This window comes from Bacillus sp. JNUCC-22, from assembly GCF_018861275.1.
Lineage (GTDB): Bacteria > Bacillota > Bacilli > Bacillales > Bacillaceae > Bacillus > Bacillus velezensis.
Genome location: NZ_CP076408.1, coordinates 172,501 through 197,831, shown reverse-complemented (window position 1 = coordinate 197,831; position 25,331 = coordinate 172,501). Strand labels below are relative to the sequence as shown.

General features: G+C 47.1%; 22 protein-coding genes and 5 tRNA genes (1 of these 27 running past the window's edge). 13 read left to right on the top strand and 14 right to left on the bottom strand.

Features of this window, described 5'->3' with window-relative positions; all coding sequences use genetic code 11:
* Positions 1-16: 16 nt before the first annotated feature.
* The 9 genes from JNUCC22_RS01130 to JNUCC22_RS01090 form a co-directional block, all read right to left on the bottom strand.
* Positions 17-1,456: a CdaA regulatory protein CdaR gene (locus JNUCC22_RS01130; protein ID WP_038456773.1), complete on the bottom strand. Its 1,440-nt coding sequence runs from the start codon at positions 1,454-1,456 to the stop codon at positions 17-19.
* Positions 1,449-2,270, bottom strand: coding sequence for a diadenylate cyclase CdaA (gene cdaA, locus JNUCC22_RS01125; protein WP_003156763.1), 822 nt, complete (start codon positions 2,268-2,270; stop codon positions 1,449-1,451). The genes JNUCC22_RS01130 and cdaA overlap by 8 nt, the downstream gene beginning before the upstream one ends.
* 165 nt (positions 2,271-2,435) lie before the next feature.
* Positions 2,436-3,062, bottom strand: coding sequence for an anti-sigma-W factor RsiW (gene rsiW, locus JNUCC22_RS01120; RefSeq protein ID WP_003156765.1), 627 nt, complete (start codon positions 3,060-3,062; stop codon positions 2,436-2,438).
* Positions 3,063-3,075: 13 nt separating this feature from the next.
* Entirely contained in the window at positions 3,076-3,639 is a 564-nt protein-coding gene (gene sigW / locus JNUCC22_RS01115; protein ID WP_216062063.1) for an RNA polymerase sigma factor SigW, read from the bottom strand.
* Between the two features lie 230 nt (positions 3,640-3,869).
* Positions 3,870-3,941 (bottom strand) — tRNA-Gln (locus JNUCC22_RS01110).
* Between the two features lie 4 nt (positions 3,942-3,945).
* Positions 3,946-4,030, bottom strand: a tRNA-Tyr gene (locus JNUCC22_RS01105).
* 19 nt (positions 4,031-4,049) lie between these two features.
* A tRNA-Thr gene (locus JNUCC22_RS01100) sits at positions 4,050-4,122 on the bottom strand.
* Between the two features lie 5 nt (positions 4,123-4,127).
* Positions 4,128-4,203 (bottom strand) — tRNA-Val (locus JNUCC22_RS01095).
* 3 nt (positions 4,204-4,206) lie between these two features.
* Positions 4,207-4,278, bottom strand: a tRNA-Glu gene (locus JNUCC22_RS01090).
* A gap of 180 nt (positions 4,279-4,458) precedes the next feature.
* Here JNUCC22_RS01090 and JNUCC22_RS01085 point away from each other — a divergent pair.
* The 12 genes from JNUCC22_RS01085 (at position 4,459) to JNUCC22_RS01030 (ending at position 18,018) form a co-directional block, all read left to right on the top strand.
* The gene (locus tag JNUCC22_RS01085) at positions 4,459-4,911 is read left to right on the top strand and encodes a 2-thiouracil desulfurase family protein (RefSeq protein ID WP_216062062.1); all 453 of its coding nucleotides are present in this window, start codon (positions 4,459-4,461) and stop codon (positions 4,909-4,911) included.
* A gap of 18 nt (positions 4,912-4,929) precedes the next feature.
* Positions 4,930-5,406, top strand: a complete 477-nt coding sequence (locus JNUCC22_RS01080; protein ID WP_216062061.1) for a GNAT family N-acetyltransferase — start codon at positions 4,930-4,932, stop codon at positions 5,404-5,406.
* A gap of 99 nt (positions 5,407-5,505) precedes the next feature.
* Entirely contained in the window at positions 5,506-6,435 is a 930-nt protein-coding gene (gene murQ / locus JNUCC22_RS01075; RefSeq protein WP_216062060.1) for an N-acetylmuramic acid 6-phosphate etherase, read from the top strand.
* A gap of 128 nt (positions 6,436-6,563) precedes the next feature.
* A complete protein-coding gene (locus JNUCC22_RS01070) occupies positions 6,564-7,931 on the top strand; it encodes a PTS transporter subunit EIIC (RefSeq protein ID WP_216062059.1) in 1,368 nt (455 codons plus the stop codon).
* 18 nt (positions 7,932-7,949) lie between these two features.
* A complete protein-coding gene (gene pbp4b, locus JNUCC22_RS01065; RefSeq protein ID WP_216062058.1) occupies positions 7,950-9,233 on the top strand; it encodes a penicillin binding protein PBP4B in 1,284 nt (427 codons plus the stop codon).
* A 46-nt stretch (positions 9,234-9,279) separates the two neighbouring features.
* Complete coding sequence (locus JNUCC22_RS01060; RefSeq protein ID WP_216062057.1) at positions 9,280-11,193, top strand: glycoside hydrolase family 3 protein; 1,914 nt, start codon at positions 9,280-9,282, stop codon at positions 11,191-11,193.
* A gap of 15 nt (positions 11,194-11,208) precedes the next feature.
* Positions 11,209-12,453 (top strand): exo-beta-N-acetylmuramidase NamZ family protein, encoded by a 1,245-nt coding sequence (locus JNUCC22_RS01055; protein ID WP_072588735.1) that lies wholly within the window; start codon positions 11,209-11,211, stop codon positions 12,451-12,453.
* A gap of 137 nt (positions 12,454-12,590) precedes the next feature.
* The gene (locus JNUCC22_RS01050) at positions 12,591-14,186 is read left to right on the top strand and encodes a bacillibactin transport transcriptional regulator Btr (RefSeq protein ID WP_216062056.1); all 1,596 of its coding nucleotides are present in this window, start codon (positions 12,591-12,593) and stop codon (positions 14,184-14,186) included.
* 87 nt (positions 14,187-14,273) lie between these two features.
* Positions 14,274-15,230, top strand: a complete 957-nt coding sequence (locus JNUCC22_RS01045) for an iron-hydroxamate ABC transporter substrate-binding protein (protein ID WP_216062055.1) — start codon at positions 14,274-14,276, stop codon at positions 15,228-15,230.
* Positions 15,231-15,249: 19 nt separating this feature from the next.
* The gene (locus tag JNUCC22_RS01040; protein WP_216062054.1) at positions 15,250-16,257 is read left to right on the top strand and encodes a FecCD family ABC transporter permease; all 1,008 of its coding nucleotides are present in this window, start codon (positions 15,250-15,252) and stop codon (positions 16,255-16,257) included.
* Between the two features lies 1 nt (position 16,258).
* Positions 16,259-17,269, top strand: a complete 1,011-nt coding sequence (feuC, locus tag JNUCC22_RS01035; RefSeq protein ID WP_032872817.1) for an iron ABC transporter permease FeuC — start codon at positions 16,259-16,261, stop codon at positions 17,267-17,269.
* Positions 17,266-18,018, top strand: a complete 753-nt coding sequence (locus tag JNUCC22_RS01030; protein WP_216062053.1) for an alpha/beta hydrolase — start codon at positions 17,266-17,268, stop codon at positions 18,016-18,018. The genes feuC and JNUCC22_RS01030 overlap by 4 nt, the downstream gene beginning before the upstream one ends.
* Here JNUCC22_RS01030 and JNUCC22_RS01025 read toward each other — a convergent pair.
* The 5 genes from JNUCC22_RS01025 to JNUCC22_RS01005 form a co-directional block, all read right to left on the bottom strand.
* A complete protein-coding gene (locus JNUCC22_RS01025; RefSeq protein WP_216062314.1) occupies positions 18,007-18,948 on the bottom strand; it encodes a bile acid:sodium symporter family protein in 942 nt (313 codons plus the stop codon). The genes JNUCC22_RS01030 and JNUCC22_RS01025 overlap by 12 nt on opposite strands.
* Positions 18,949-19,099: 151 nt before the next feature.
* The gene (locus tag JNUCC22_RS01020; RefSeq protein WP_216062052.1) at positions 19,100-20,533 is read right to left on the bottom strand and encodes a SulP family inorganic anion transporter; all 1,434 of its coding nucleotides are present in this window, start codon (positions 20,531-20,533) and stop codon (positions 19,100-19,102) included.
* Between the two features lie 231 nt (positions 20,534-20,764).
* Entirely contained in the window at positions 20,765-21,811 is a 1,047-nt protein-coding gene (locus JNUCC22_RS01015; protein WP_032870171.1) for a zinc-dependent alcohol dehydrogenase, read from the bottom strand.
* Positions 21,786-22,736, bottom strand: a complete 951-nt coding sequence (locus JNUCC22_RS01010; RefSeq protein WP_072588731.1) for an inositol monophosphatase family protein — start codon at positions 22,734-22,736, stop codon at positions 21,786-21,788. The genes JNUCC22_RS01015 and JNUCC22_RS01010 overlap by 26 nt, the downstream gene beginning before the upstream one ends.
* Positions 22,733-24,001, bottom strand: a complete 1,269-nt coding sequence (locus tag JNUCC22_RS01005) for an aspartate aminotransferase family protein (RefSeq protein WP_216062051.1) — start codon at positions 23,999-24,001, stop codon at positions 22,733-22,735. Before JNUCC22_RS01005 ends, JNUCC22_RS01010 begins: the two co-directional genes overlap by 4 nt.
* A gap of 228 nt (positions 24,002-24,229) precedes the next feature.
* On the opposite strand from JNUCC22_RS01005, the gene JNUCC22_RS01000 reads away from it, so the two are divergent.
* A protein-coding gene (locus tag JNUCC22_RS01000) for an MFS transporter (RefSeq protein WP_015239046.1) crosses the window boundary here: on the top strand, positions 24,230-25,331 show its 5' portion. It continues 110 nt past the right edge of the window; 1,102 of the gene's 1,212 nt are visible here — the first part of the coding sequence; the start codon lies at positions 24,230-24,232; the stop codon falls past the right edge of the window.

Here is a 25,331-nt window from a genome sequence, read left to right as displayed (position 1 = left end):
TTGTATCGCTCCTTTTTCATTCTGTTGAAGAAGAATCAGCACTTGATCCGTCTTCATCCTGGTCTTGATTTTGATCCTGGTTTTGACTTTTATTCTGATCGCTGTCAGTGTCGTCTTCCCGGTTCTTGTTCTTGTCTTTGTCTGCGTCTCCGCTTGTGCCGTTCTTATTGCCGGAATCAGCGGAACCGCCGTTATTTTTATTTGAACTTGTGTTTTTCTTAGAAGTCAGCTTGATCTTAACCGTGTCTTTTGACAGGGACCATGTGACGTTTTGCGGGCCGTTTACTTCAAGCTTTACAGAGTGCTCTCCGTCATCCAAGTCCGAGACATTGGCATACAGTTCAATGTCCGACTTTTTCAGCGCCTTAATGTTGGCGGGAGAGCCTTTGGCCGTAATATTTATCGCCTGCGATTCAGGATCGAGAAACTCAATCTGCTGTGAGCCTCCCAGTCCGACCGTCTTGATTCCGACATTGTCAAAATCCTTTTTGTCTTCACTGTCCACTTTAACATGAAGCGTGATTTTTTCCGGTGATACCTTAGTGACACCCTTAGGAAGCGGGATATCGGCATTGATATCGGTATCTTTATCAATTTTGCCTAAATCAAGAGATACGCCGTCAATAAATTCAAGTGAATCCAGCACATCCTGCGGGCCGTAAACCGTCACCTCACTCGGATTCGAGTCAATGCTCGCAACGCTCACCCCGTCCGGAAGACTTCCCTTCCTTTCGATTTTGAAAGGAAGCTTTTTGCTCGGACTGGCTACGGGAACCGTCACTTTAATGACTGACGGTTCAACATCAACAGGAAGTGCGTTGCCGTCTTTGTCATAGACGGTCACCTTCACTTCCTTTTCAATGGTCTCATTTGCATTTTCAAGGTTCACGGATGCTTTGACAAGTGAAATGTTATCAATCACATTTTTCGAACCTGTAATCTGCACGTTTTTCGGGCTGATAATCGGCTGCTGAGGGGTGTATCCCTTTTTCATTTTGCTTTTATTGTAGTATTCAACTTCCACGGGAAAACTCTCAGCCGTTTTTTCCTGAATCGTAACCGTCGTGACTGACGGGTTAATGGAGACCGTCAGTCCGTCCGATACGTTTTTCGCCTTCAATTCGACCTTATGAGTCCCGGTCTTCAGCTTATTCATATCGGCGTATATCTCAAAATTCTTCGTCTGTCTCGCCTTTTTCACCGCGCTTGTCGAGCCTTTAATCGTGACATTTACGGTCTGGGGCACGCCGGTGACGACATAGTTCGCTTCATCATAGTATGCTTTTACAGGAATATCAGTAAGCGTAGCCTCGTCAGTCGTTGATGTCGGAAAAAAGGATTCCCCCGGCTTTTTCGGAGTCGGCGCCTGGTTGTTGTTAACCGCAACGTAAAGCAGCAGCGCAAAGAGCAATGCAATGATCTTTACAGCCCAGCGGTTGTTTAAGAATTTATCCATTTTTCTTGCCCCTCCAGTACCAGCGGTTAGAAGAAGTATCTCTGGCGTTCTTCTTAAACTCGGCTTCAAGCATTTCTTTCAGTGCTTCTTCCGTCAATTCTCTGTGAAGGTCTCCGTTTTTGGCCACACTGATGGCGCCCGTCTCTTCAGATACAATAATGGTTAAGCTGTCCGTCACTTCACTGATGCCGACAGCCGCTCTGTGACGCGTCCCCAGCTCCTTTGAAATAAACGGACTTTCAGAAAGCGGCAGATAACAGGCAGCAGCCGCAATCTCGTTATTTTTCATAATGACCGCTCCATCGTGCAGCGGTGTATTCGGGATGAAGATATTAATCAAAAGCTCCGAGCTGACCTGCGCATTAAGCGGGATGCCCGTCTCAATATAATCGCCCATTCCCGTATCGCGCTCAATCGCGATGAGTGCGCCGATGCGGCGTTTTGCCATGTAGCTGATCGATTTTGTAATCGCTTCAATTGTCTTATGCTGCGCTTCCTCCACGGGGGTTCCGCTCCTGGAAAAGAACCGGCCCCGTCCGAGCTGTTCAAGCGCCCGTCTCAGCTCAGGCTGGAATATAATGATGATCGCTAAAAATCCCCATGTTATCGCTTGGTCCATCAGCCACTGAAGCGTGCTGAGTCCCAAATATGAACTGGCCATCCGGACCAATACGATGACGACGATTCCTTTTAAAAGCTGAACCGCCTTCGTCCCGCGTATGACCATGATTAATTTATATATCACATACCAAACAAGGAGAATATCAACGGCATTGCCGAGGTATTGCAAAAATGGGATGTCCTCAAAAGCCATTTCCTCGTCCTCCAAGAATTCAGTCATTTCGTTTTTCTGTTATGAATTGTGCTGCATGAGCAATATGTACAACATATAGCGTGCTCATTATACCACATTTTGATTTCTCAAGTGAAATGAGCCAGAGCGGCGATGCACAAAAAAAGAGTAAAGCGATTATACGCTTTACTCATCTTCATTCGGGTCCAAAGCGCTCACGACGCCCTGGCCCGCCGATTTCAGTTCGTACCAGACCCAGTCAAACAATTGGTTAATCTCTTCAATCTGCCCGGTGACTTGTCCGGCTGAGGCCATGTATTTTTCTCCGTTGACGACAGTCACATTGCCGTCGACTTTTCCTTCAATGAACAGCTTGCCGTTTTTTACTGTGACATCGCCCTTTACGGTCTCGCCTTCAGGGACGGTGACCGTGTGATTCTGCACGACAAGGTTCGGCTGTTTGGACACACTGAAATTGTGGTCATTATGCCAGCTGTTGAAAAAACCGCCGCCCATTAAAATCACAAAAACCGCTGCGGCTGCAATCATCGGATGAGTTTTGATCCATCGTTTTACAGAAGCGCGTTTTTTCTCTTTTGGAAGATTCGCCATAACTTTGGCAGTAAAATCAGCAGGGGCCGTGACATGCGATGTGCTTCGGACGAGTGCTACGGATTTCTCCATTTCATGAAAATGCCGTTTGCAATTCCCGCATGACTGCAAATGTTGTTTTAATACGTTTTCATCTTCAGGAAGGATATCTCCATCAAGATGCTTATGCATAAGCTGCACAATCTGTTCAGGACAGCTCATTTCATCACCCCACTTAAAGATCCCTCAATTGTTTTCTAAGAGCCTCTCTGCCTCTGTGTATCCTTGTCTTGACGGTGCCGACAGGGATATTCAGAATCTCCCCGATTTCAATTAAAGAGAGTTCGTCAATATACTTTAATACAATAACCGTTCTGTACTTGTCAGGCAGCTTTAAAATCTTTTTCTGAATTGTGTCCGACAGCTCCAATGACAATACGGCGTCTTCAGGGAGAACCCCGTCCGCGGCGATCTGCGAATACATCGTCAGCCCTTCTGCTCCCGCTACTTCTGCGTCCAGATAGTAATCAGGCTTTTTCTTGCGGATGCGGTCAATGGTCAGGTTGGTCGCAATTCTGTAAAGCCACGTTGAAAACTTTCTGTTGACATCGAAACTGTCGATATTGACGTACGCTCTGATAAAAGCTTCCTGCGCAATATCTTCCGCTTCGTGAACATTGCCGAGCATGCGGTAGCAAAGCTGGTAAATCTTATCTTTATAAAGGTCAACGATTTCTGCAAACGCATTTTGATCGCCTTTTTTGACTTGCTTGATTCTTTTTTTAATCAGGTTTTCCATGTTTTATCTTACCTCTGCCCTTCACCGGTCTGTATCTATACGTTGATTGTTTTAAAAGGTTTCATTTTTTTATTACATTTATTTTACCAAATTTCAGGCAGGGTGTAGATGGAAAATACAGAATATACTGCCTTAACAGCAGCTTAAAAATAGTATATCTGATGAACAATCAGAAATTGAAACAAAATGCTGATAAAAAAAAGACACCTTTATGCAAAAGGTGTCTGAGACTGGGCTAGCTGGATTCGAACCAACGCATGACGGAGTCAAAGTCCGTTGCCTTACCGCTTGGCTATAGCCCAAAAATGGTGGAGGGGGGCAGATTCGAACTGCCGAACCCTGAGGGAGCGGATTTACAGTCCGCCGCGTTTAGCCACTTCGCTACCCCTCCGTATTTTTTTGGAAAACAGTGCCGGCCAGAGGACTTGAACCCCCAACCTACTGATTACAAGTCAGTTGCTCTACCAATTGAGCTAGGCCGGCAAATATGGTGGAGGATGACGGGCTCGAACCGCCGACCCTCTGCTTGTAAGGCAGATGCTCTCCCAGCTGAGCTAATCCTCCATATGACCCGTACGGGATTCGAACCCGTGTTACCGCCGTGAAAGGGCGGTGTCTTAACCGCTTGACCAACGGGCCGTTGTGTCCGCGTCGAGCTGACAAAAGTTATTATATACAGGTTGTACCCCATTTGTAAAGAGAAAAATTATTTTTTTTATTTTCAAACTTTTTTACCCGTTTTTTAACTGAAAAACTCATCCCTTCTCTCTTATTTCATTTATGATGAAAGTATCAAAATATTGAAGGGAATGGACACAGATGATCTTAGTCAGCTCTTGTCTCGGCGGTATCGAATGCAGGTATAACAGCTCTCACGCCGCTTCGGAAAAAATCCGCAGACTCGTAGAAGAAAAGAAAGCTGTTATGGTCTGCCCCGAACTTATGGGCGGCTTCACCACTCCCCGCGAACCGGCGGAAATCATCGGCGGTACGGGCGAAGACGTGCTGAACGGAACAGCAAGAATCGTAACGGCATCAGGCGAAGACGTTACGGCTTTATATATGGACGGCGCGGAAAAAACGTTAGCATACGCAAAAGAAATAGGCGCCGCAACGGTCATCCTTAAAGAAAACAGCCCGTCCTGCGGCAGCAGCTTTATCTATGACGGCACTTTCTCAGGAAAAAAAATACTCGGAGACGGCATCACTTCCGCTCTTTTAAAACGGGCAGGCTGCCGTGTTCTATCAGAAGATGAATTGGATCAATTATAAAAAAGGAGAGTAGATATCATGGATGTAGCCCTGTCCTTTTATAAACCGGAACATGCAGACGGGCTGAACGGGTTTGTGCTGAGTGAAGAAGATAAAAAGTTCACAGCTCTGCCGATAGATGTCCTGCCGCAGGCTCTCGTCATCCGGGATCGCTACCCGACAGTCATTTTAAAAGAAGACCGCCCCGTCGGTTTTTTCATTTTACATACCTCAAAAGAAACCATTGCCCCGTATTCGAACAATGTGTCTGCCATTTTGCTGAGTGCGCTGTCCTTACATGCGCCGCATCTGGGAAAAGGTTATGCCAAACAAGCGATGCTGCAGCTCCCCGCTTTTGTCGCAAATTACTTTCCTTGGTGTGATGAAATCGTGCTTGCTGTGAACCATCGCAATCATCGTGCAAAGAACCTGTACCGGTCTTCCGGTTTTATTGATAAAGGTCGTCGCACGATCGGCCCCATCGGCGAACAGCACATTCTGCATCATTTTTTGTGAAAGCGCTTGATTATTCATCTCATCCCTGCCGATTTTTCTTGAAACATATATTCAGAAGCCCATATACTTCAAGTATTAACGACTTGGGAGGGTACAATCATGACAGACCGGCTTAACATTCACAGATTGACCACAGAAACCAGAAATCCGCAGACCGCTTCAATCCATCAAGCAGACACGATGGAAATTCTCCGCATCATTAACCAAGAGGATTTCAAAGTGGCTGAAGCCGTTCAGCAGGTGCTGCCCGATATTCAGATTGCCGTTCAATTCGCCCATCAGTCCTTACGGCGAAACGGCAGGCTGATTTATGCGGGAGCGGGCACAAGCGGCAGGCTCGGTGTACTGGATGCGGTTGAATGCCCGCCTACATACAGCGTAAGTCCCGACACCGTCATCGGTCTGATGGCCGGAGGGGCAGACGCCTTTTTGCAAGCGGCTGAAGGTATAGAAGACAGCGAGGAAACCGGCGCTCTCGATCTCAAAACGATCGGGCTTACCGCAGAAGACACCGTGATCGCCATCGCGGCAAGCGGGCGCACGCCGTATGCGGCCGGTGCGCTGAAATACGCAAGAACAATCGGCGCCAAAACCGTCGCACTCACATGCAATAAGGACTCGTTGATCAGCACTTATGCCGATCACAGCATTGAAGTCGTCGTCGGCCCCGAAGTGATTACAGGGTCAACACGAATGAAAGCGGCGACGGCACATAAAATGATTCTGAACATGATTTCCACGGCCGTGATGATCAAAAGCGGCAAAGTGTACGAAAATTTAATGGTGGACGTTCATGTCAGCAACGAAAAATTGAAAGAACGCGCAATCGGCATTATCCAAAGCATCACGGGCGTTCCGTACGACAAGGCAAAAGAAACGCTTGAGGCCGCAGGCAGCCATGTCAAAACGGCAATCGTCATGCTGAAGACGAATTCGGATGAAACACACGCGAAGGCACTGCTCAAAGAATCAGACGGCTTCATTGATAAAGCCATTGAACAGCACCTTTCAAAAGAAAAAGAACGCTGATCGTTCTTTGGTGAAAAATAATGTGCTTTTACGAGCCCGCGCCGTTTTCATGATCGGCGCAGGCGCTTTTAGGACGCGTTTCAGGCACAGCTCCCCGGGAAAAATCGTACGGAAAAAGGAGGATCTCCATGAGCAAAGAGGCATTTTATCAGTCACTGGCCAAAGATATCCTGGACAATTGCGGCGGTTCATCGAATATCTCAGGCTTTACCCACTGTATGACACGCCTGAGGATTACACCTTTAGATCAGGACAAAACGGATATTGAAGCGCTGAAACAGCTTGACGGGGTAATAGGCGTCGTCGAAGCCGAAACACTGCAGATCATTCTCGGCACGGGTGTCGTCAATCATGTCGCCGACGCTTTCGCAAAACTTATGTCATCCCGAAAAAACATTGATTTAAAAGAAGCCGCCTCACGAAAAAAAGCCGATCTCAACAGAAAAAACACCACACCCATCAAACTGTTTCTGAGAAAAATATCAAGCATCTTCATTCCCCTTATTCCCGCACTCATTGCATCAGGTTTAATCACCGGTATTACGAAAGCCGTCATTCAGGCCGGCTGGCTCCCGAAAGAATCCCAAATCGCACTTATTTTAACGGTTATCGGTTCAGGCTTATTCGCTTACCTCGGCGTCCTTGTCGGCATCAATGCGGCGAAGGAATTCGGCGGGACACCCGCGATGGGCGGCCTTGCGGGCATATTGATCCTTAACCCTGAGATCGCCAATATCAGTTTGTTCGGAGAGAATCTGCTCCCTGGCAGGGGAGGATTAATCGGCGTTCTTTTCGCTGCGGTTTTTATCGCTTATACCGAACGGTTTATCAGAAAGTACGTCCATCAATCCATCGACATTATCGTCACGCCTACATTGTCTTTACTTATCACCGGGCTGGTGACATATGTCGTTTTTATCCCTGCAGGCGGTTTTATTTCTGATCTGATTACATCAGGTTTATTGTCGCTGCTGAATGTCGGGGGAGTGCTCTCAGGGTTTGTACTAGGAGCCGCCTTCCTGCCGCTTGTTGTCACCGGCCTGCATCAGGGCTTGACTCCCGTACATTTGGAATTAATCCGATCAATCGGAGATGACCCGCTTCTTCCGATTCTCGCGATGGGAGGCGCGGGTCAAGTAGGGGCGGCCTTCGCCATCTTTATGAAAACAAAAAAAGCCTCATTGAAAAGAGCGATCGGCGGCGGACTTCCATCCGGTCTGCTCGGAATCGGAGAGCCGCTCATCTTCGGCGTCACGCTCCCGCTCGGCCGGCCGTTTTTGACGGCGTGTTTAGGGGCGGGAATCGGCGGCGCCTTTCAAGCCCATTTTCAGGTGGCTACTTTTTCAATCGGTGTCTCCGGCCTTCCGCTCTCGTTTCTCGTACAGCCGGCTCAAATCGTTTTGTATATCATCGGTCTCTTCATCTCTTACGCGGCGGGCTTTGTCTTCACTTATGCGTTCGGATTTAAGGATGATATGGCTGCTGAATTTGAATAAACCGGGAGGGATCAGAATATGAAAACACTGACAGCCGCCATACTCACAATGGTCATCAGCCTCTCTTTCCTGCCGCAGCACAAAGCCGAAGCCCAATCCAAATTATACGACGCAGCAAAGCTCAGAAAGGTTGATCAAATGATTGAAAAAGACATCGCAGCAGGATTCCCCGGAGCCGTCCTCGTCGTCGTAAAGGACGGACGGGTGATTAAAAAGAAAGCATACGGCTACAGCAAAAAATATGACGGGAACATCCTTTTATCCCGTCCGAAAAAAATGAAAACATCAACCATGTTTGATCTAGCTTCCAATACAAAAATGTACGCGGCGAATTTTGCATTACAGCGACTCGTCAGCCAGGGAAAGCTTGATGTTTATCAAAAAGTCTCGGCTTACCTTCCTGATTTCAAAGACAGAAAAAGCGATCCGATTCAAGAAAAAGACCGCATTCGCGTCATCGATGTGCTCCAGCATCAATCCGGTCTGCCGGCAAGCTTTTATTTCTATCAGCCGGACACCGCAGGCCCTTTATATTCACAAGAACGGGATAAAACGATCCGTTTTCTCACCCAAATCCCGCTTGAATACAAGCCGGGAACAAAACAAGTATACAGCGATATCGGTTACATGATTCTCGGCTGCATCATTGAAAGCATAACCGGAAAAACCCTTGATACCTATGCGGAACAAGAACTGTACAAACCGCTGAAACTGACGCACACACTGTTCAACCCGCTGCAAAAAGGCTTTAAAGAAAAAGCATTCGCAGCTACTGAACGTTTAGGCAACACACGTGACGGAGTCATCCATTTCCCTCACATCAGGACGTATACGCTGCGGGGGGAAGTTCACGATGAAAAAGCATTTTACTCCATGGGAGGGGTGTCCGGTCACGCCGGGCTGTTTTCCAGAGCTGATGATATGGCCGTCCTTCTTCAAGTCATGCTGAACGGAGGCAGTTATAAACACGTTTCTCTCTTCAATAAAAGAACGGCCGATTTGTTCACAACGGCGTCATCCTCTGATCCGACTTTCGCTCTCGGCTGGCGGAAAAACGGCAGCCCGGATATGGAGTGGATGTTCGGCCCTTATGCAAGCAGGCAGGCATATGGCCATACAGGATGGACCGGCACCATCACGATTATTGATCCCGCTTATAAGCTGGGGATCGCACTTTTGACCAATAAAAAGCATTCCCCCGTCGTCAGTCCCGGTGAAAACCCGAATGTTTTTGAAGGGGATCTTTTCCCGACCGGAAGCTACGGCAGCGTCATAAAAACGATTTATGAAGCCATTGAATGACAACCCATGTCTTTTGTCCAAACTATGACGGCAGGAGGGCACCATCATGAAACTTGTCATCTCAGCTGTATTACTGTTATTCATTGTTTTCGGCACGCATCATGCATCGACAAAACCGGACATTCCGTCACAGGCGGAACAAGCGGTATCCCGTATGACATTAGATGAAAAATTAGGGCAGATGCTCATGCCTGACTTTCGCAATTGGAAAAAAAAGGGGCAGTCATCACCTGAGGCTCTTACCCAAATGAATGACGAAGTCGCAGGGCTTATTCAAAAGTACCGGTTCGGCGGCGTTATCTTATTTGCAGAAAACGTAAAAAACACTGAGCAAACGGTACGCCTGACAGATGCCTTTCAAAAGGCGAGCCCTGACATTCCGCTATTATTAAGCATTGATCAGGAGGGCGGCATCGTAACTAGACTTGGTGAAGGCACTCATTTCCCGGGCAATATGGCGCTCGGAGCCGCGAGAAAAACAGCCTACGCGTCCCAGACCGGCGCCATTATCGGGAAAGAACTGAAAGCACTGGGCATTAATACGAACTTCGCTCCCGTTCTCGATATCAATAATAATCCCGGAAATCCTGTCATCGGCGTCAGGTCCTTCGGTTCAGACCGAGATCTGACAGCTTCACTCGGTCTTGCCTCAATGAAGGCCCAGCAAAAGCAGGATGTCGCTGCCGCCGTCAAACATTTCCCGGGACACGGCGACACGGATGTCGACAGCCACTACGGCCTTCCGCTTGTCACCCACAATCAAGAAAGGCTGCGTCAGATTGAACTTTATCCGTTCCGGAAGGCCATTCAGGCCGGAGCTGATATGATCATGACAGCCCATGTGCAATTTCCCGCGTTTGACGATACAACCTATAAAAGCAAGCTGGACGGTTCAGACATCCTCGTACCCGCCACACTCTCGAAAAAAGTGATGACTCATCTTCTCCGTGGAGAAATGGGATTTAACGGCGTCATCGTTACGGATGCATTAAATATGAAAGCCATTGCCGATCATTTCGGCCAGGAAGAGGCGGTCGTCATGGCCGTAAAAGCAGGAGTCGATATTGCCCTGATGCCGGCCCAAGTGACATCGCTGCAAACGGAAAACCGCTTTGCCCGGGTTCATTCTGCTTTAAAAAAGGCGGTACAAAAAGGGGAAATTCCGCTGCAGCAAATTAACAAATCAGCGGAACGCATCATTTCCCTGAAAATAAAAAGAGGGATATATCCCTCCCCGAAAGAGAAAAATCTGAAAAAGAAGATTGCAAAAGCAAAGAAAACCGTCGGCAGCAAAAATCACCTGAAAGCGGAAAAACAAATCGCGGAAAGGTCTGTCACCGTCTTACAAAACAAAAACCGCACGCTCCCATTCAAACCGAAAAAGAACAGCCGCGTTCTCATTGCCGCTCCATATGAAGATCAAACAGCGTCAATGGAACAAACCATTCGGCAGCTCATCAAAAAGAAAAAAATCCGGCCGGTAACCATCAGTAAAATGAACTTCGCCGAGCGTACATTTCATGATGAACACAAAAAGCAGATATCTGACGCTGATTACGTGATTACAGGCTCATATGTTGTGAAAAATGATCCTGTCGTAAACGACGGCGTGATTGACGATTCCGTCACAGATCCCGGCAAGTGGACAACTGCATTTCCGCGGGCCGTCATGAAAGCCGCACAATCGAACCAAAAACCCTTTGTGCTGATGAGCCTGCGTAATCCATATGACGCTGCGAACTTTGAAGAAGCTGAAGCCCTTATCGCAGTCTACGGCTTTAAAGGATATACAGACGGACAATTTCTCCAGCCAAACATTCCGGCAGGCGTTGAAGCGATATTCGGACAGACAAAACCGCAAGGCAGGCTGCCCGCTGACATTCCTTCCGTCACGCATCCGGGAACGACACTGTATCCTTATGGTTTCGGTATCAATCTGAAGACCGGAAAACCGCTTTAAACAGGAGGACTGATCATGAAAACACAAACGGCTGCGCTTCTTGCCGGATTAGTCGTCATCAGTGCTATGACGGCAGTCTCGGCGGCTTCTGACAGAAACCTTCATACCGCCAAGAAACCAAGCATCCAAACAGGCATCGACCGCCTGCTGAAAGATTATAAACAGGAACTGAAGGGAAAAAGGGTCGGGCTGATCACCAACCCGACCGGTGTGAACAATTCATTGAAAAGCAGCGTTGACGTGCTGTATGAGGCACCAGACATCCACTTGACGGCATTATTCGGACCGGAGCACGGTGTCCGCGGCGATGCTCAGGCCGGAGACAAAGTCACATCCTATATAGACGAAAAAACAGGGCTTCCCGTCTACAGCCTGTACGGGGAAACGAGGAAACCGACGCCTGACATGCTGAAAGATACAGATGTGCTGATTTTCGATATTCAGGATGTCGGAACGCGATACTACACCTACATTTATACAATGGCCTATGCCATGGAAGCGGCAAAAGAAAAAGGCATTCCTTTTTATGTCTTGGACCGGCCGAATCCGCAAGGCGGACGAAATCCGGACGGCCCGGTTCTTGAACCGGATTACGCTTCATTTGTCGGACTGTATCCGATCCCGCTGAAGCACGGCATGACGATCGGTGAACTTGCTCTTTTATTCAATAAAGAGTTTCATATTGGCGCCGACCTAACCGTCGTAAAAATGAAGCGCTGGAAGCGGACGATGACAATTGAAGATACCGGTCTGCCGTTCGTCCTCCCTTCGCCTAATATCCCGACCCCGGACAGCATATTCGCATATTCGGCGACAGGACTAATCGAAGGCACAAACGTATCCGAAGGAAGGGGCACGACAAAGCCGTTTGAACTGATCGGCGCGCCTTATATGAAAAGCACCGAGCTTGAAGAACGCCTGAACAGTCTCAAGCTTCCGGGCGTCACCTTCAGAGCCGCATCATTTATCCCCAGCTTCTCCAAGCACCAGAGCAAGCTGTGCCACGGCGTACAAGTCTACGTAACAAACAGAAACACATTTGAAGCGGCAAAAACAGGGCTTTCCATTCTGAAAACCATGCATGACTTATATCCGAATGACTTTTCATTCTTGCCGACAGGCTCTTTTGACAAGCTGATCGGTAACGGCTGGGTACGCAAAAAAATAGAAAAAGGCACTTCCATTGAAGACATCACCGGCACATATCAACGCCGGCTGGACCAATTCAAAACTATAAGAAAACAATACCTCATATACTGACAACATTCGTGTTACACGTGTAACATTTTGACGCATTTCACATTTCCGCTTTTTATAGGAAAACATTCATTTATTTGGTACAATTTAAATGATAACAGTTATCATTTAAATGAATGTTTCCTAAAAGGTGGTTTCTCATGAAAAACATATTATTCTTTCAGCCCATTGATATCATCTCCGTAAAAAAAACAGCCGACCTTCTGTCAGAGCATCAGCTCACTGATTCCCCCGTATTGATCTTTCATGTGAAAGGCGAGGGACAAATTGATATCGGAACAGACAGCTTTCCGCTGCAGAAGGAAACGCTCTACATCTGTCCTTGTGATGAGACATTCAATATTGCCCCTATACCGTCAGGCGGCATCCATTTGTATATCGTCAGACTCCGTGTTTTCTCCTATTCATCAGATGATGAAGCGATGCTTCCGGATAACGGGGAAGACATCTTCCACGGACTTCAGCAAATGAATTTACAAACGGTTGATCATTTGACAAGCCGGCTTCAGTCACTTTCTGAAAACGTGCGATCGGCGGATGCATTGCAGAAAATGAAATATACAGCCGACTTTCAGCAGCTGATGTACGACCTATATGCCGCAAAAGTATGCCATCAAAATAATACGAAAGCGGCGATCGAACAGACAAAACAATTCATACATGCTCAGTCCGACACAAAAATCACGCTCACCCAGCTCGCTCATATGGCGGGAATCAGTCCCAAGCATTACAGTGAAACCTTTAAAAAACTATACGGACAGAGCGTAACTGAATATATCACAGACATCCGCATAACCAATGCGAAAAAACTGATGGCCAAGGCAAACTGCAAACTGCGGGAAATCGCTCATCAAATCGGCTACCAAGACGAATTTTATTTCAGCCGCATCTTTAAAAAACATACCGGCAGCTCACCTACAAGCTATATGAAAAAAAGGCGCACAAAAATGGCCGCGTACGGAAAAGAAACGATGGGGCATCTGATTCCTCTGCATCACGTGCCTTATGCTGCGGCGCTGCACCCGAAATGGACGGCCTATTATTACAAACAATTCTCTTCCGATATTCCGGTTCACCTGAGTGCTTACCGCTATAATGCAAATTGGGAAGAGAACCTGCACACGCTTTCCCAAGCTGCCCCGGACATCATTTTCAGTCTTGATTCTGTCAGTGAAGAAGAAAAACAGCGCCTGAATGACATCACTGACGTTTTTTACCTTCCGGCTCAAGAGAATTGGAGAGACCAGTTTCTTCGCACCGCCGCATATTTGAATGAAGAGCAGGAAGCGCGGCACTGGCTTAAAGCTTATCAAAGTCTCGCCCATTCAGCGAAAGATGCTCTGAAACACGTGCGGCATCAGCGGTTCTTATTTGTCCGTGTATATAAAGAAAATATGTACATCGCCCATAACAACAGTATTGAGGATGTCTTCTTCGGTGATTTAGGCTTTGCCTCCGCAAAACCGGAATCTTTTGCTCCTGACGAAAAGATTTCCTTAGAAATGCTGGCGGATTGCCAGGCTGACTGCATCATGCTTTTCACTTGTAAAGAACCGGAAACGCTTCGTTATTTTCAGCGGATTCAGCAGACCGGAATATGGCAGAACCTTAGAGCCGTCAGCAATAAATGCGTGTTTCCCATATCATCTGACCCATGGATTGAATATTCTCCAAGCGGACATCAGCGGATGATCGAGCAAAGCATTTCCATTTTATCCGAAGATCGTCCATGGTAATACCGGAAATTATCCATGGTCTTATCCCTGTTCCTTCTCTATAATTCCAATTGATAATAGTTATCAATTGAACAGGAGGAACAATAGATGAAGAAATTGGCATTCGCTTTCATGATTTTGCTTTTGGCTTTCACGGCCGCGGCTTGCGGAAGCTCAGAAACATCCGATACAGCAAGTAAAGGAAAGGACGCTTCTTCAGATAAAAAGAAAATCGAATACCTCGGAAAAACATATGAAGTCAAAGCGCCGACTGACAAAATCGCCATTACAGGCAGCGTAGAGTCAATGGAAGACGCCAAATTGCTTGACGTTCATCCGGCAGGAGCAATTTCTTTCTCCGGCAAATTCCCGGAACTGTTTAAAGATATTACAGATAAATCCGTATCAACGGGGGAAAAAATGCAGCCGAATACGGAAAAAATTCTTGAGCTGCAGCCGGACGTCATTCTGGCATCAACCAAATTCCCGGAAAAAACGTTGAAAAAATTGAGCGGCACCGCCGAAACGATCCCTGTCTCTCATATCTCATCAAACTGGAAAGAAAACATGATGCTGCTCGCCCAGCTTACAGATAAAGAGAAAAAAGCGAAAGAAATCATCGCAGATTACGAACAGGACCTGAAAAAGACAAAAACAAAGATCAACAGCAAAGCGAAACAGTCAAACGCGCTGGTCATCAGAATCAGACAAGGCAATATTTATATTTATCCTGAACAAGTATATTTCAACTCCACGCTTTACGGTGATTTAGGCCTGAAGGCGCCGGACGAAGTCAAAGCGGCGAAAGCGCAAGAACTGATTTCTCTTGAAAAATTAAGCGAAATGAACCCTGACCACATCTTTGTACAATTCTCTGATGACGAAAACGCAGATAAGCCGGACGCTTTGAAAGACTTAGAGAAAAATCCGATCTGGAAGAGCCTGACGGCAGTCAAAAAAGACCATGTATACGTCAATACGATCGATCCATTAGCCCAAGGCGGAACCGCTTGGAGTAAAATCCGCTTCTTACAGGTTGCGGCTGACAAATTGACTCAAGACTAATAAAGAGTAGGTTTTTCACATGTATGCAAAACGGCGGACACACATTATTATCATTGCTTCACCGATTGCCATTGTTCTGTCACTGCTGCTTTCCGTTTTATACGGTGCAAAGCAGCTTGACTTCCATACCGTGTTCTCCGCATTGCTGCACTTTAATCCGGAGAATACCGACCATCAGATCATATGGCATTCAAGAATCCCGAGGGCTGCCGGCGCTATGTTTATCGGCGCCGCCCTTGCTGTTTCCGGAGCGCTCATGCAGGGAATCACACGGAACTATCTGGCCTCGCCTTCGATCATGGGTGTGTCGGACGGCTCCGCTTTTATCATCACCCTTTGCATGGTATTGCTCCCTCAATCGACATCCATTGAAATGATCATATACTCGTTTATCGGTTCCGCATTCGGCGCCGCTCTTGTTTTCGGGCTGGCCTCCATTCTTCCCGGCGGTTTTACCCCGGTGCAGCTTGCCATTATCGGAACGGTGACCAGTATGCTTCTCAGCAGTCTGTCGGCTGCGCTTTCGATTTATTTTCAAATTTCGCAGGATCTCAGTTTTTGGTACAGTGCGAGACTGCATCAAATGAACCCTGATTTTTTGAAACTGGCCATCCCGTTTTTTGCAATCGGAATCATCACGGCCATGATTCTCAGCAAAAAGGTCACTGCCGTATCATTAGGAGACGACATTTCAAAAAGTCTGGGACAGCAGAAAAGAACCATCAAACTCATGGCGATGGCGGCCGTTGTCATATTGACCGGAAGCTCGGTGGCACTCGCCGGAAAAATTGCCTTTGTCGGTTTGGTCGTTCCGCACATCACACGTTTTCTCGTCGGATCGGACTACAGCAGGCTGATCCCATGCGCGTGCATCATCGGCGGCGTCTTCCTGACCCTTTGCGATCTTGCCAGCCGATTCATCAATTATCCGTTTGAGACGCCTATTGAAGTTGTCACTTCTATCATCGGTGTTCCTTTCTTTCTTTATTTGATTAAAAGAAAAGGAGGGGATCAGCGTGGTGCGTAAAATGGCCGGAATTTATATCATTCTGATTGCTCTCATATTGCTCGTAAGCTATTTCAGCATGACAAGCGGTTCTTTTTCCGCAAAGCCGGGTGAACTGCTCAGTACGCTTTTCCGCATCCATCCGAATCCGCAATATGACATTTTGCTGTTTCAGCTGAGGCTGCCGCGCATTGTCATGGCGGCTGCCATCGGACTCGGGTTGGGGATAGCCGGAGCCGTTATTCAGGCCATTACCAAAAACGGTCTTGCCGATCCCGGTATTTTGGGCATAAATGCAGGAGCCGGAGCCGGAATCGTCACGTTTATGCTTCTGTTTCAGGGACAATCTGAAGCGACGGCACTTGCCTCTGCGATGGGTATGCCTGTCTTCGGCCTCATCGGAGGATTGATGGCGGCCGTGCTGATCTATATTTTCGCCTGGCACCGGGGGCATCTGGAATCGGGCAGAATTATTCTCGTCGGGATCGCCATGAACTCCGGATTCAGCGCGCTGTCTTTATTTCTTTCATTAAAAATGGACCCGCAGGATTATGAGATGGCGATGGTTTGGAAAAACGGCAGCATCTGGTCGGCAAACTGGATGACCATTACGGCGATCCTTCCGTGGCTGATCTTGTTCATTCCTCTGCTTATGGCGAAAACGTCATTGCTGGATACCATTCGTTTCGATGAGGACACGGTGAAAAGCCTCGGTGTTTCAACCAATAAAGAAAAAACGATTTTACTCATTGCCTGCATCGCTTTGATCAGCGCATGTGTAACAGCAGCGGGCAGCATGGCATTTGTCGGACTGATCGCGCCCCATATTTCCCGCAGGCTCGCCGGGATTGAGCACAGATACTCATTACCGGTCAGCGGATTGGTCGGTATGCTCCTCGTCATATCCGCCGACTTTGCGGGCAAATTGTTCTTTCAGCCTTCAGAAGTGCCGGCGGGAATTATTCTTGCGATTCTCGGCGTTCCTTATTTCTTTTTTCTTCTGTTTAAGCAAAAGAAGGGGCTGGATGCATGAGAGGCACCCTTACAGAACACCGGATAAACGGAAAGGAATGCACTGTGTATCTTCCTCCCTCCTATTCGGTTCAAACAGGGGCTTTACCCTGTGTGTACGTACTGGACGGGGGTTCTTTGTTTTTAGAACAGATGGATAAGCTTGAATCCCAATTTGCGAACGGAACACTTCCCGAATTGATTTTCATCGGCATCAAACCGGCTGACAGGCTCGATGAGTACACGCCGTGGCCCGCGCCTTCCCTGAGCCCTGCGTTTCATGATTTCGGCGGCAAAGGGAGGCTCTTTCTCGAGGAGCTGACAAATGTCATCATTCCAACTGTAGAAGATATGCATCACATTTCTGCACATCCGGAAACGAGAGGACTGATCGGCGCGTCATTAGGCGGACTGTTTTCGATATATGCGATGCTCCAAAAGCCTGAAATATTCGGCAGAATCGGTTGTATTTCTGGTTCCTTCTGGTATGAAAAATCAGCAGATTATGTCCGCTCCGCATCTTTGCGTCCGGCACGGCGGCGTATCTATATGTCTGTCGGCAGCCGCGAAGCTGAGCATAAAAACAACATCCAAAACAACATGATCCGACAAAATAAAGACGTGCATGAAAGCCTGAGGGAAAAAGGCTTTTCTCAATCTCAGCTCTCTTTCACTGTTGAAGAGGACGCCGTGCACCATCAAGAAGCATTCAAACGACAATTCAATGCAGCACTAAGCTGGCTGTACGGAAAAAACCGCTCACGTGACTGAGCGGTTTTTTTCATACTTGATCACGACCGGCTTAAGCTCAAAGCGTCTCAGCAAATAGCCGAACAAAGCGGCAAGGATTTGCTGAAAGAGCATCCCGATGACGACCGGAACCGCCACTTGAGACGGAAAAAAAGACACGGCGAGAACGGCTCCAGCGCTGATATTGCGCATGCCCCCCGTATAAATCAGAGACACAATTTCATCCTGGCTCCGCTTCATCAGCCTTCCGATCAGCCATGCCACGGCATAACCCGTCATGGCAATAAAAAATACCATGCCTGCGATGCCCGCAAATTTGATATCCACGTGCGTGACATACGGCGCGATTTCCGAACTGTTAATGGCAATGACAATCATCAGACAGATTTTTGAAAAAGGAGACAGCGACCGGCTTATTGCCTGAGTCCTTACCGGCGGGGAAAACTGGTTGACTATCATCCCTGCGATGGACGGAATCACCACCATCTCCGCCAGCCCTTTCATCATTCCCCACACATCCATCTGAACATTCGCCCCGGCCAGGACAGACAGGCTTAACGGTACGATAAAAGGAGAAAGCACGGTATCAACCAGGATAATCGACAGCGTCAATCCGACATTCCCCTTATACATCGCAGCCCAAATCAAACTCGTAATTCCGGTCGGAATCACCACACCCATAATCAGCCCCGTCACAGTTAAAGGGTCACCGCTGAAAATCAGATGGCCGCTTCCCCATGCAAAAACAGGCATGAAAATATGCAAAACAAACAATGCCATGATCATCGGTAGCGGCTTCTCGATACTGCGCTTCAGCGAATGAAAATTGGCACTCAGACTGCCCGTAAATGTAATAAATGCAAATATCCACGGCACAGCGCCGGCCATCCAGCTGATATGCTGAGATAACAGCACACCCGCCGCCACACTTGACGGAGTCAAAAGCGGCATGATTCTCCCCAACACTTGGTTCAACTTCTGAAGCCACATCATATGCAAGTCTCCTATATCACGGTTTTCAAATCTCATTCATTATAACAATGCACCCCGGCAAATTTAACCGAAAAAAAGCCCGGATATATTCATCCGGACTTCACAAATTCTATGCCATTTGTTTCATTAAATCTCGGCTTTTCTGATTTAATCCCTTTAATTCAGCCTCAATTCCGTATTCTTTACATTTGGCGACAATTTTCTCAAGAGCCGCCGCTCCCGAATCATCCCACACGTGGGCATCGGTCAAATCAATGACAATCCGTTTCACGTTTTCATCATAAACGATGGCATTCATCAGTTCAGACACGGAAGCAAAAAAGATCTGTCCCGTTACCTTATAAGTTCTGACATCTTTCTGTTCGGAATGTGACACAATCTTCAGCTTAGAAATTTTAGCCGTAAAGAAGATCGCGCTTAATAGCACACCCGCGAAGACACCCTTTGATAAATCATTTGTCAGGACGACCGTCACGACGGTAATAACCATAACGATCGAATCAGTAAGGGGCGCTTTCCGCAAACCTTTAATCGATGACCAGTCGAACGTGCCGATGGACACCATAACCATCACGGCCACCAGCGCAGCCATCGGAATTTTCACGATGATACCGCTTAATACGGCAATTAAAAACATTAAAAACGCGCCGGCGGTAAAAGCCGATAACCGGCCGCGTCCGCCGGCTTTCGTATTAATGACAGACTGGCCGATCATGGCGCATCCGGCCATGCCTCCGAAAAATCCGTTCACAATATTGGCGATGCCTTGTCCGCGGCTTTCTTTGTTCTTATCACTATCCGTATCCGTCATTTCATCAATGATCTGGGCTGTCAGCAATGACTCAAGCAATCCGACGAAAGCAAGCGCCAGAGAATACGGGAAAATAATCCGCAATGTCTCAAACGTCCACGGAACATCCGGTATCAAGAAATGCGGAAGTGAACTTGTGATCCCGCCCATATCACCGACCGTGCGGACATCCGCATGGAAGACCACCGCAATGATCGTCATGACAAAAATCGCCACCAGCGGAGACGGCACAGCCGTCGTAACCTTCGGCAATAGATATATGATAGCCAGTGATCCGGCAAGCATGGCGTACATGACCCATGAAGCTCCTTTGAACTGGGGCAGCTGCGCAGAAAAAATCAAGATCGCCAAAGCATTCACAAATCCGATCATGACCGAACGCGGAATAAATTTCATCAATTTCGCTATCTTACTGACACCAAGAATAAATTGAATAATACCTGTCAAAATGGTTGCCGCAAACAAATACTGCAGCCCGTAATCAGCCACCAATGTCACCATGACAACCGCCATTGAACCCGTAGCGGCTGAAATCATTCCCGGTCTGCCGCCGAAGATAGAAATAATAATCGCAATACAAAATGATGCATAAAGGCCGACCATCGGATCGACACCTGCAATAATTGAAAATCCGATCGCCTCAGGGATCAGAGCGAGAGCAACCAGAATACCGGCCAGAATGTCTTTACGGACATTCCCGAACCATTGCTGCTGTAACGTATAATCTTTCAAATGATAACGACTCCTTTTCACTATAAAAATCCGCACCCTATCAGTTGGAAACATTGATTTTCATCTGGGGAATATGAGGCAAGCTTACGGGGAAAAAGAGGACACGCTCAGAGTATAATGCCGTTGAGGAAAGGAATTGTTAACAAAGAGTATCATATTAAACTTTAAAGAAATGTGCAAGACCGTATAAATAAGAAAAGAAAACGGCTCTCACTGGAGCCGTTTCCGCTTTTATAAAAGTTCCGGATCAGACACAAGAATCGTTTTTATTGCGCTGATATCCTTTCTTTCTTTTGTCACCGGGTCGATGCCCATGAGATGATCAATGGCTTCTTCATAATTCTTCAGTTCCGTCTTTTCCGTAATAAAATCATAGAGCTGCGGAAGGTCGGACGCGCATGCTAACGCGGCTTCCATGATCTGGCGGGCTTCACCTGTGCCCACAATCGTTACGCCGTTTGACAGCAGCTGGTACGGCCTGACCGTCATCTCATACGTATCATCAAAGCCCATCGGCACGATTCTGCCTCCCTTTTCAATAAAAGGATAAGCCCAATCAAGCTGGTTGCCGATCGCGTCAAAAATCACATCAAATTTTCTTCCTTGATTAATCCGTTTCACTTCATCCGCGGTTAATGCTTCAGGGTGGTAGACATAATCCGATATCCGGCTTGCCGCCTCGCTTCGGAAACTGCCTATTTCAGTCGCAACCGTCAATCGCGCCAGTTTTTTCACCATCATTTGCACAAGCAGTCCGATCGGTCCCGACCCCAAAACCAAGACCGAGTCCTCCGGCTGAATCGAAGCCTTGTCCACAACATTCAGCACACAGGAGAGAGGCTCAACCAATGTGGCCCGCTCCCATTCCATTGAATCCGGAATTCTGTACATGAACCTGTCTTCCCCCACGTAATATTCCGCAAACGTTCCGTGCGCCCCGATTCCGAGCTGCCAATCCTCGAAGGTTTCGCAATAACACGTCAGCCCTCTCCGGCAATAATGACATTTCCCGCAAAACTGCGTAGGATCTATCACGACGCGGTCTCCGACTTTTACATTTGTCACGTCCGGTCCGATTTCCACGACCGCTCCCACCGATTCATGCCCCATAATCATATGATGGGTTGCATTCATTTTTCCTTTCAGCACATTTAAGTCCGTTCCGCAGATACCGGTGCCGAAAATTTTCACTTTCACATCATTGGATTTCCGAATTTGAGGCTCGTCCACCTCTTGATATTCAAGCTTATCATTAGGAGTCCAGACCAACGCCTTCATATTTCTCTTCCTTTCTGCCCCAGCGGATTTGGTCTAACAATGTTTGATGAAGCTCCTTCGTTGATGCCCCAATACATGATTGCTGATTCTGATAACTTAAATCTGTCAGAAGCGTTTCGTCCAAAGACCGGCCGTACGCATCCGTAATGACCACTCCCGCCTTCTTCGCCAAAAAGACGCTTGCGGCAATATCATAAGGAAACAAATGCAGCACCTGTCCGTTCCCGACCTGCTGAAAATCTGAAAGCAGCTTCGGATCATCTTTCAGCAGACGATTGCCGATATCCACATAAGCATCCATCTGCCCCGTGATAATTCGTGAAATCGAATAAGAAGCGCTGTTGAAAACAAAAACCCCGCCATTATTGGCCGACTGGTCAATCAGATGGCCGTATGCGTCCGTCATCAGCTGCGCCGGATGCCCGTTAAATTCAAGGCTCCAAAACATATTTTTAATATCCCGCACTTCGCTCAAATTCGGCAATTCTCCATGATACCCTTCAAAATGAATGGCATCGCTGTATATATCACCGTACATATAAGCGCCTGATTTCAATTCAAGTAAAAAAGCAAATTCGATATCCTTAATCTTTGCGTTTGGCTTATACGAAGCAAGCGCAATCGAAATACACGACATTTCAAGTCCCGCGGCAGCCGGGCGCGTTCCGTCTATCGGATCTACAATTAAAATATATTGCGGATCTTCTCCAATCAGCTTCAGGCCGCCATCCTCCGTGTAAAAAGCAACCGGATGGCCCTTTTCTTGAATATAATCCAGCACCGCCTCCTCAGCAGCGGCGTCTATGTTAAATTGGGCGTCGCCTCCCGGAGAATAGCCGTTTACGAGCCGGTTTTTCAGCGTGCCTTTTTGATTTTTCACCTTTTGATAAACAAATTGTCCAAGCTCAATGATATAGTCTCTCACTTGATTTCCTCCAATAGCTTGCGAAGTCTGTAGCAGAGCACTTCGGCTTCACTAAGTGTTATGGTTAAAGGCGGACGGATTTTAAAGACATTTCCGAAGCCGTAACGGGATGTCCGGAGAATCAGCCCGTAATCCATTGCCCGTTTTGCAATATAATTGGTCAGCTCCACATCCGGTTCATTGTTCTCTTTAACAATCTCCACACCGATCATAAGACCGACGCCTCTTACCTCAGAAATAAAAGCGAAATCCTCTTTCATCGTTTCTAAGCGATCCATAATATATTGACCGACCGTCGTTACATTTTCCAAAAATCCCGGTCGCTGCATGATATCTATGGTTTTACAAGCGGCAGCGGCGGCCATCACATTTGAGCCGTATGTGAAGGAGTGCGTATACCCCGGAAGCCCGGTATACTTGTCCTCCGTCAGAGTGGCGGCGACTTGGAAGCCTGTGCCCCCGAGCCCCTTTGCTACCGTCATCATATTAGGTTTCACATCGAAGTGGTCCGCGGCAAACATTTTGCCCGTCCGTCCGAATCCGGTCTGAATTTCATCAAAAATCAGAGCGATATCATGTTCATCACAAAGCTTTCTCAGCTGTTTAAAATACTCTTTAGGCGGAACGACATTTCCACCGTTTCCGGATATCGGTTCAATAATCATGGCGGCAATTTTTCCATTGCTCGCATACTCAATAAAATCATTAATTCTTTCTACGCACAGCATACCGCATGAATCAGGTTTCTGATTATAAAAACAGCGGCTGCAATAGGGATCGGGGACTTGCAGGCCAAAAGAAATTTGCGGCGGGAAAGGTTCTTTTCTGAATGAGTTGCCGGACAAAGCGGAAGTCATATACGTTTGTCCGAGGTGGCTTCGAAATAAGGAGATGACATCGGTTTTTCCGGAGTAATACTGAGCCATTTTAATAGCTCCTTCATTTGCACCGGAACCGCTGCTGACTTTAGGGTGTACTTTTGTGAGATTATCGGGGGCGATTTCTGCTAGTTTTTCTGCCAGTTTATTTACGGCGTCTGTTTGAAAAGATGATGTTACATGGATGAGCTTATCGGCTTGTTCTTTAACCGTATCAATGACCTCTTTGTTACCGTATCCTAAATTCAAGTTAAACGTGGCAGAGGCGCAATCAATGTACTCATTTCCCTCTTGATCGTACAGGTAAATCCCTTCTCCGCGCTCCATTACTACATCGTCAACACTGTAATACAAGCTGTCTGGATTCGTGATTTCCTTCGTTCCCACAAATACCACCCCTATGAAATTATTAGAATTTCGCTTTTTATCGTATAAATTATTGAAAATAATGTCAACGATCTTTCTTGTAAAAAATGTTAACAATTTGTTAACGTTACCATAAGGGATGTACGAGAAAAAGTTATGTGATATAGTAACAATACTTGGATTTTTTGTAAAAACATCATGTCATACGAGTAGAGAGAAATATGATTTTACCAATAAGGAGATAAAATGATGAAAACTCGTCTGCTGTGGATAAGCTGTTTTTCTTATGGATCGATTGCTTTTACACTTGTTATTCTGGGAGCCGTACTGCCTGAGTTACTCACACATTATTCACAAAGCTACAGTAATGGCGGAGTATTGGTCTTCTCTCAGTTCATGGGCTTTCTCATCGGTGTCATCGGAATGCCTTACATGGTGAAAAAGCTTGGGCGCAAAAACGTCGTTATCTTTGGCCTGGCACTCATCAGCTGTGAAATGTTCATCACCTTCCTGCCGCCCTGGCCGCTGCTCTTTCTTCTCGTCAGCATCGCGGGGCTTGGCGCCGGATTGGTGGAATCCTGTGTAGGCACGATCATCCTCACCGCTATTAAAGAAAGACAGGCTGTGGCCATGAGCAAGATGGAAGTGGCCTACGGATTAGGTGCGCTGTTCATGCCTCTGCTCTCAGGCTTTCTTATCAACAACCACATGTGGACAATTGCTTTTTTAGTATTAGGGTTATCCAGTTTTGCACTCTTAATCGCATGGAAGCAGATGAGTTTCGGCAGTATTGATCAGCTTCTCATCCGCAAAGAGGTCTCTTCCGATGACACTAAAAAAGAAAGCACCGGTTATCGGTCACACGGATTGCTGTTTATTGCCTTGGCGGGTGCTTACTTCTTCTTTTACGGCGGCAGTGAAGTTTCAATTGTACATTTTATCCCCTCCATTTTCGCTGAGAAATGGGATATCCCCAACTCTTTGGCAACGATAACAGTTACAGTGTATTGGACGGGGATGATCATCGGTAGGTTATTAACAGGCCCGGTATCAGAAAAGCTGACATATCACCGTTATCTCCGTCTCATAAGCATTGGCGGTCTGGCTGCACTTACCGTATTAGCATTAAGCAAAAACGTATGGTTCGGTTTTGCCCTTTGCTTCTTTTTAGGAGTGTTCATGGCAGGCATGTTTGCGATAGCCCTAATCATCACGAATCATTTTTATCCCGGAAAGACAGAAACGACTACCAGTATTCTGCTCGCTTCAAACGGATTAGGAGGTTCACTCCTTCCGATCGCCGTCGGCTGGAGCTTAGATGAATATCCCGTACAAACTGCGTTCTGGCTGT

Excerpts from the sequence above, each read along its gene's own strand:
- JNUCC22_RS01045 (WP_216062055.1), top strand. The coding sequence starts at position 14,274 with ATGAAGAAATTGGCATTCGCTTTCATGATTTTGCTTTTGGCTTTCACG.
- JNUCC22_RS01130 (WP_038456773.1), bottom strand. The coding sequence starts at position 1,456 with ATGGATAAATTCTTAAACAACCGCTGGGCTGTAAAGATCATTGCATTG.
- JNUCC22_RS01080 (WP_216062061.1), top strand. The coding sequence starts at position 4,930 with ATGGATGTAGCCCTGTCCTTTTATAAACCGGAACATGCAGACGGGCTG.
- JNUCC22_RS01025 (WP_216062314.1), bottom strand. The coding sequence starts at position 18,948 with ATGCCGCTTTTGACTCCGTCAAGTGTGGCGGCGGGTGTGCTGTTATCT.
- JNUCC22_RS01070 (WP_216062059.1), top strand. The coding sequence starts at position 6,564 with ATGAGCAAAGAGGCATTTTATCAGTCACTGGCCAAAGATATCCTGGAC.
- JNUCC22_RS01055 (WP_072588735.1), top strand. The coding sequence starts at position 11,209 with ATGAAAACACAAACGGCTGCGCTTCTTGCCGGATTAGTCGTCATCAGT.
- murQ (WP_216062060.1), top strand. The coding sequence starts at position 5,506 with ATGACAGACCGGCTTAACATTCACAGATTGACCACAGAAACCAGAAAT.
- feuC (WP_032872817.1), top strand. The coding sequence starts at position 16,259 with ATGGCCGGAATTTATATCATTCTGATTGCTCTCATATTGCTCGTAAGC.
- JNUCC22_RS01030 (WP_216062053.1), top strand. The coding sequence starts at position 17,266 with ATGAGAGGCACCCTTACAGAACACCGGATAAACGGAAAGGAATGCACT.
- pbp4b (WP_216062058.1), top strand. The coding sequence starts at position 7,950 with ATGAAAACACTGACAGCCGCCATACTCACAATGGTCATCAGCCTCTCT.
- JNUCC22_RS01040 (WP_216062054.1), top strand. The coding sequence starts at position 15,250 with ATGTATGCAAAACGGCGGACACACATTATTATCATTGCTTCACCGATT.
- JNUCC22_RS01015 (WP_032870171.1), bottom strand. The coding sequence starts at position 21,811 with ATGAAGGCGTTGGTCTGGACTCCTAATGATAAGCTTGAATATCAAGAG.
- JNUCC22_RS01060 (WP_216062057.1), top strand. The coding sequence starts at position 9,280 with ATGAAACTTGTCATCTCAGCTGTATTACTGTTATTCATTGTTTTCGGC.
- rsiW (WP_003156765.1), bottom strand. The coding sequence starts at position 3,062 with ATGAGCTGTCCTGAACAGATTGTGCAGCTTATGCATAAGCATCTTGAT.
- cdaA (WP_003156763.1), bottom strand. The coding sequence starts at position 2,270 with ATGGCTTTTGAGGACATCCCATTTTTGCAATACCTCGGCAATGCCGTT.
- JNUCC22_RS01050 (WP_216062056.1), top strand. The coding sequence starts at position 12,591 with ATGAAAAACATATTATTCTTTCAGCCCATTGATATCATCTCCGTAAAA.
- JNUCC22_RS01085 (WP_216062062.1), top strand. The coding sequence starts at position 4,459 with ATGATCTTAGTCAGCTCTTGTCTCGGCGGTATCGAATGCAGGTATAAC.
- sigW (WP_216062063.1), bottom strand. The coding sequence starts at position 3,639 with ATGGAAAACCTGATTAAAAAAAGAATCAAGCAAGTCAAAAAAGGCGAT.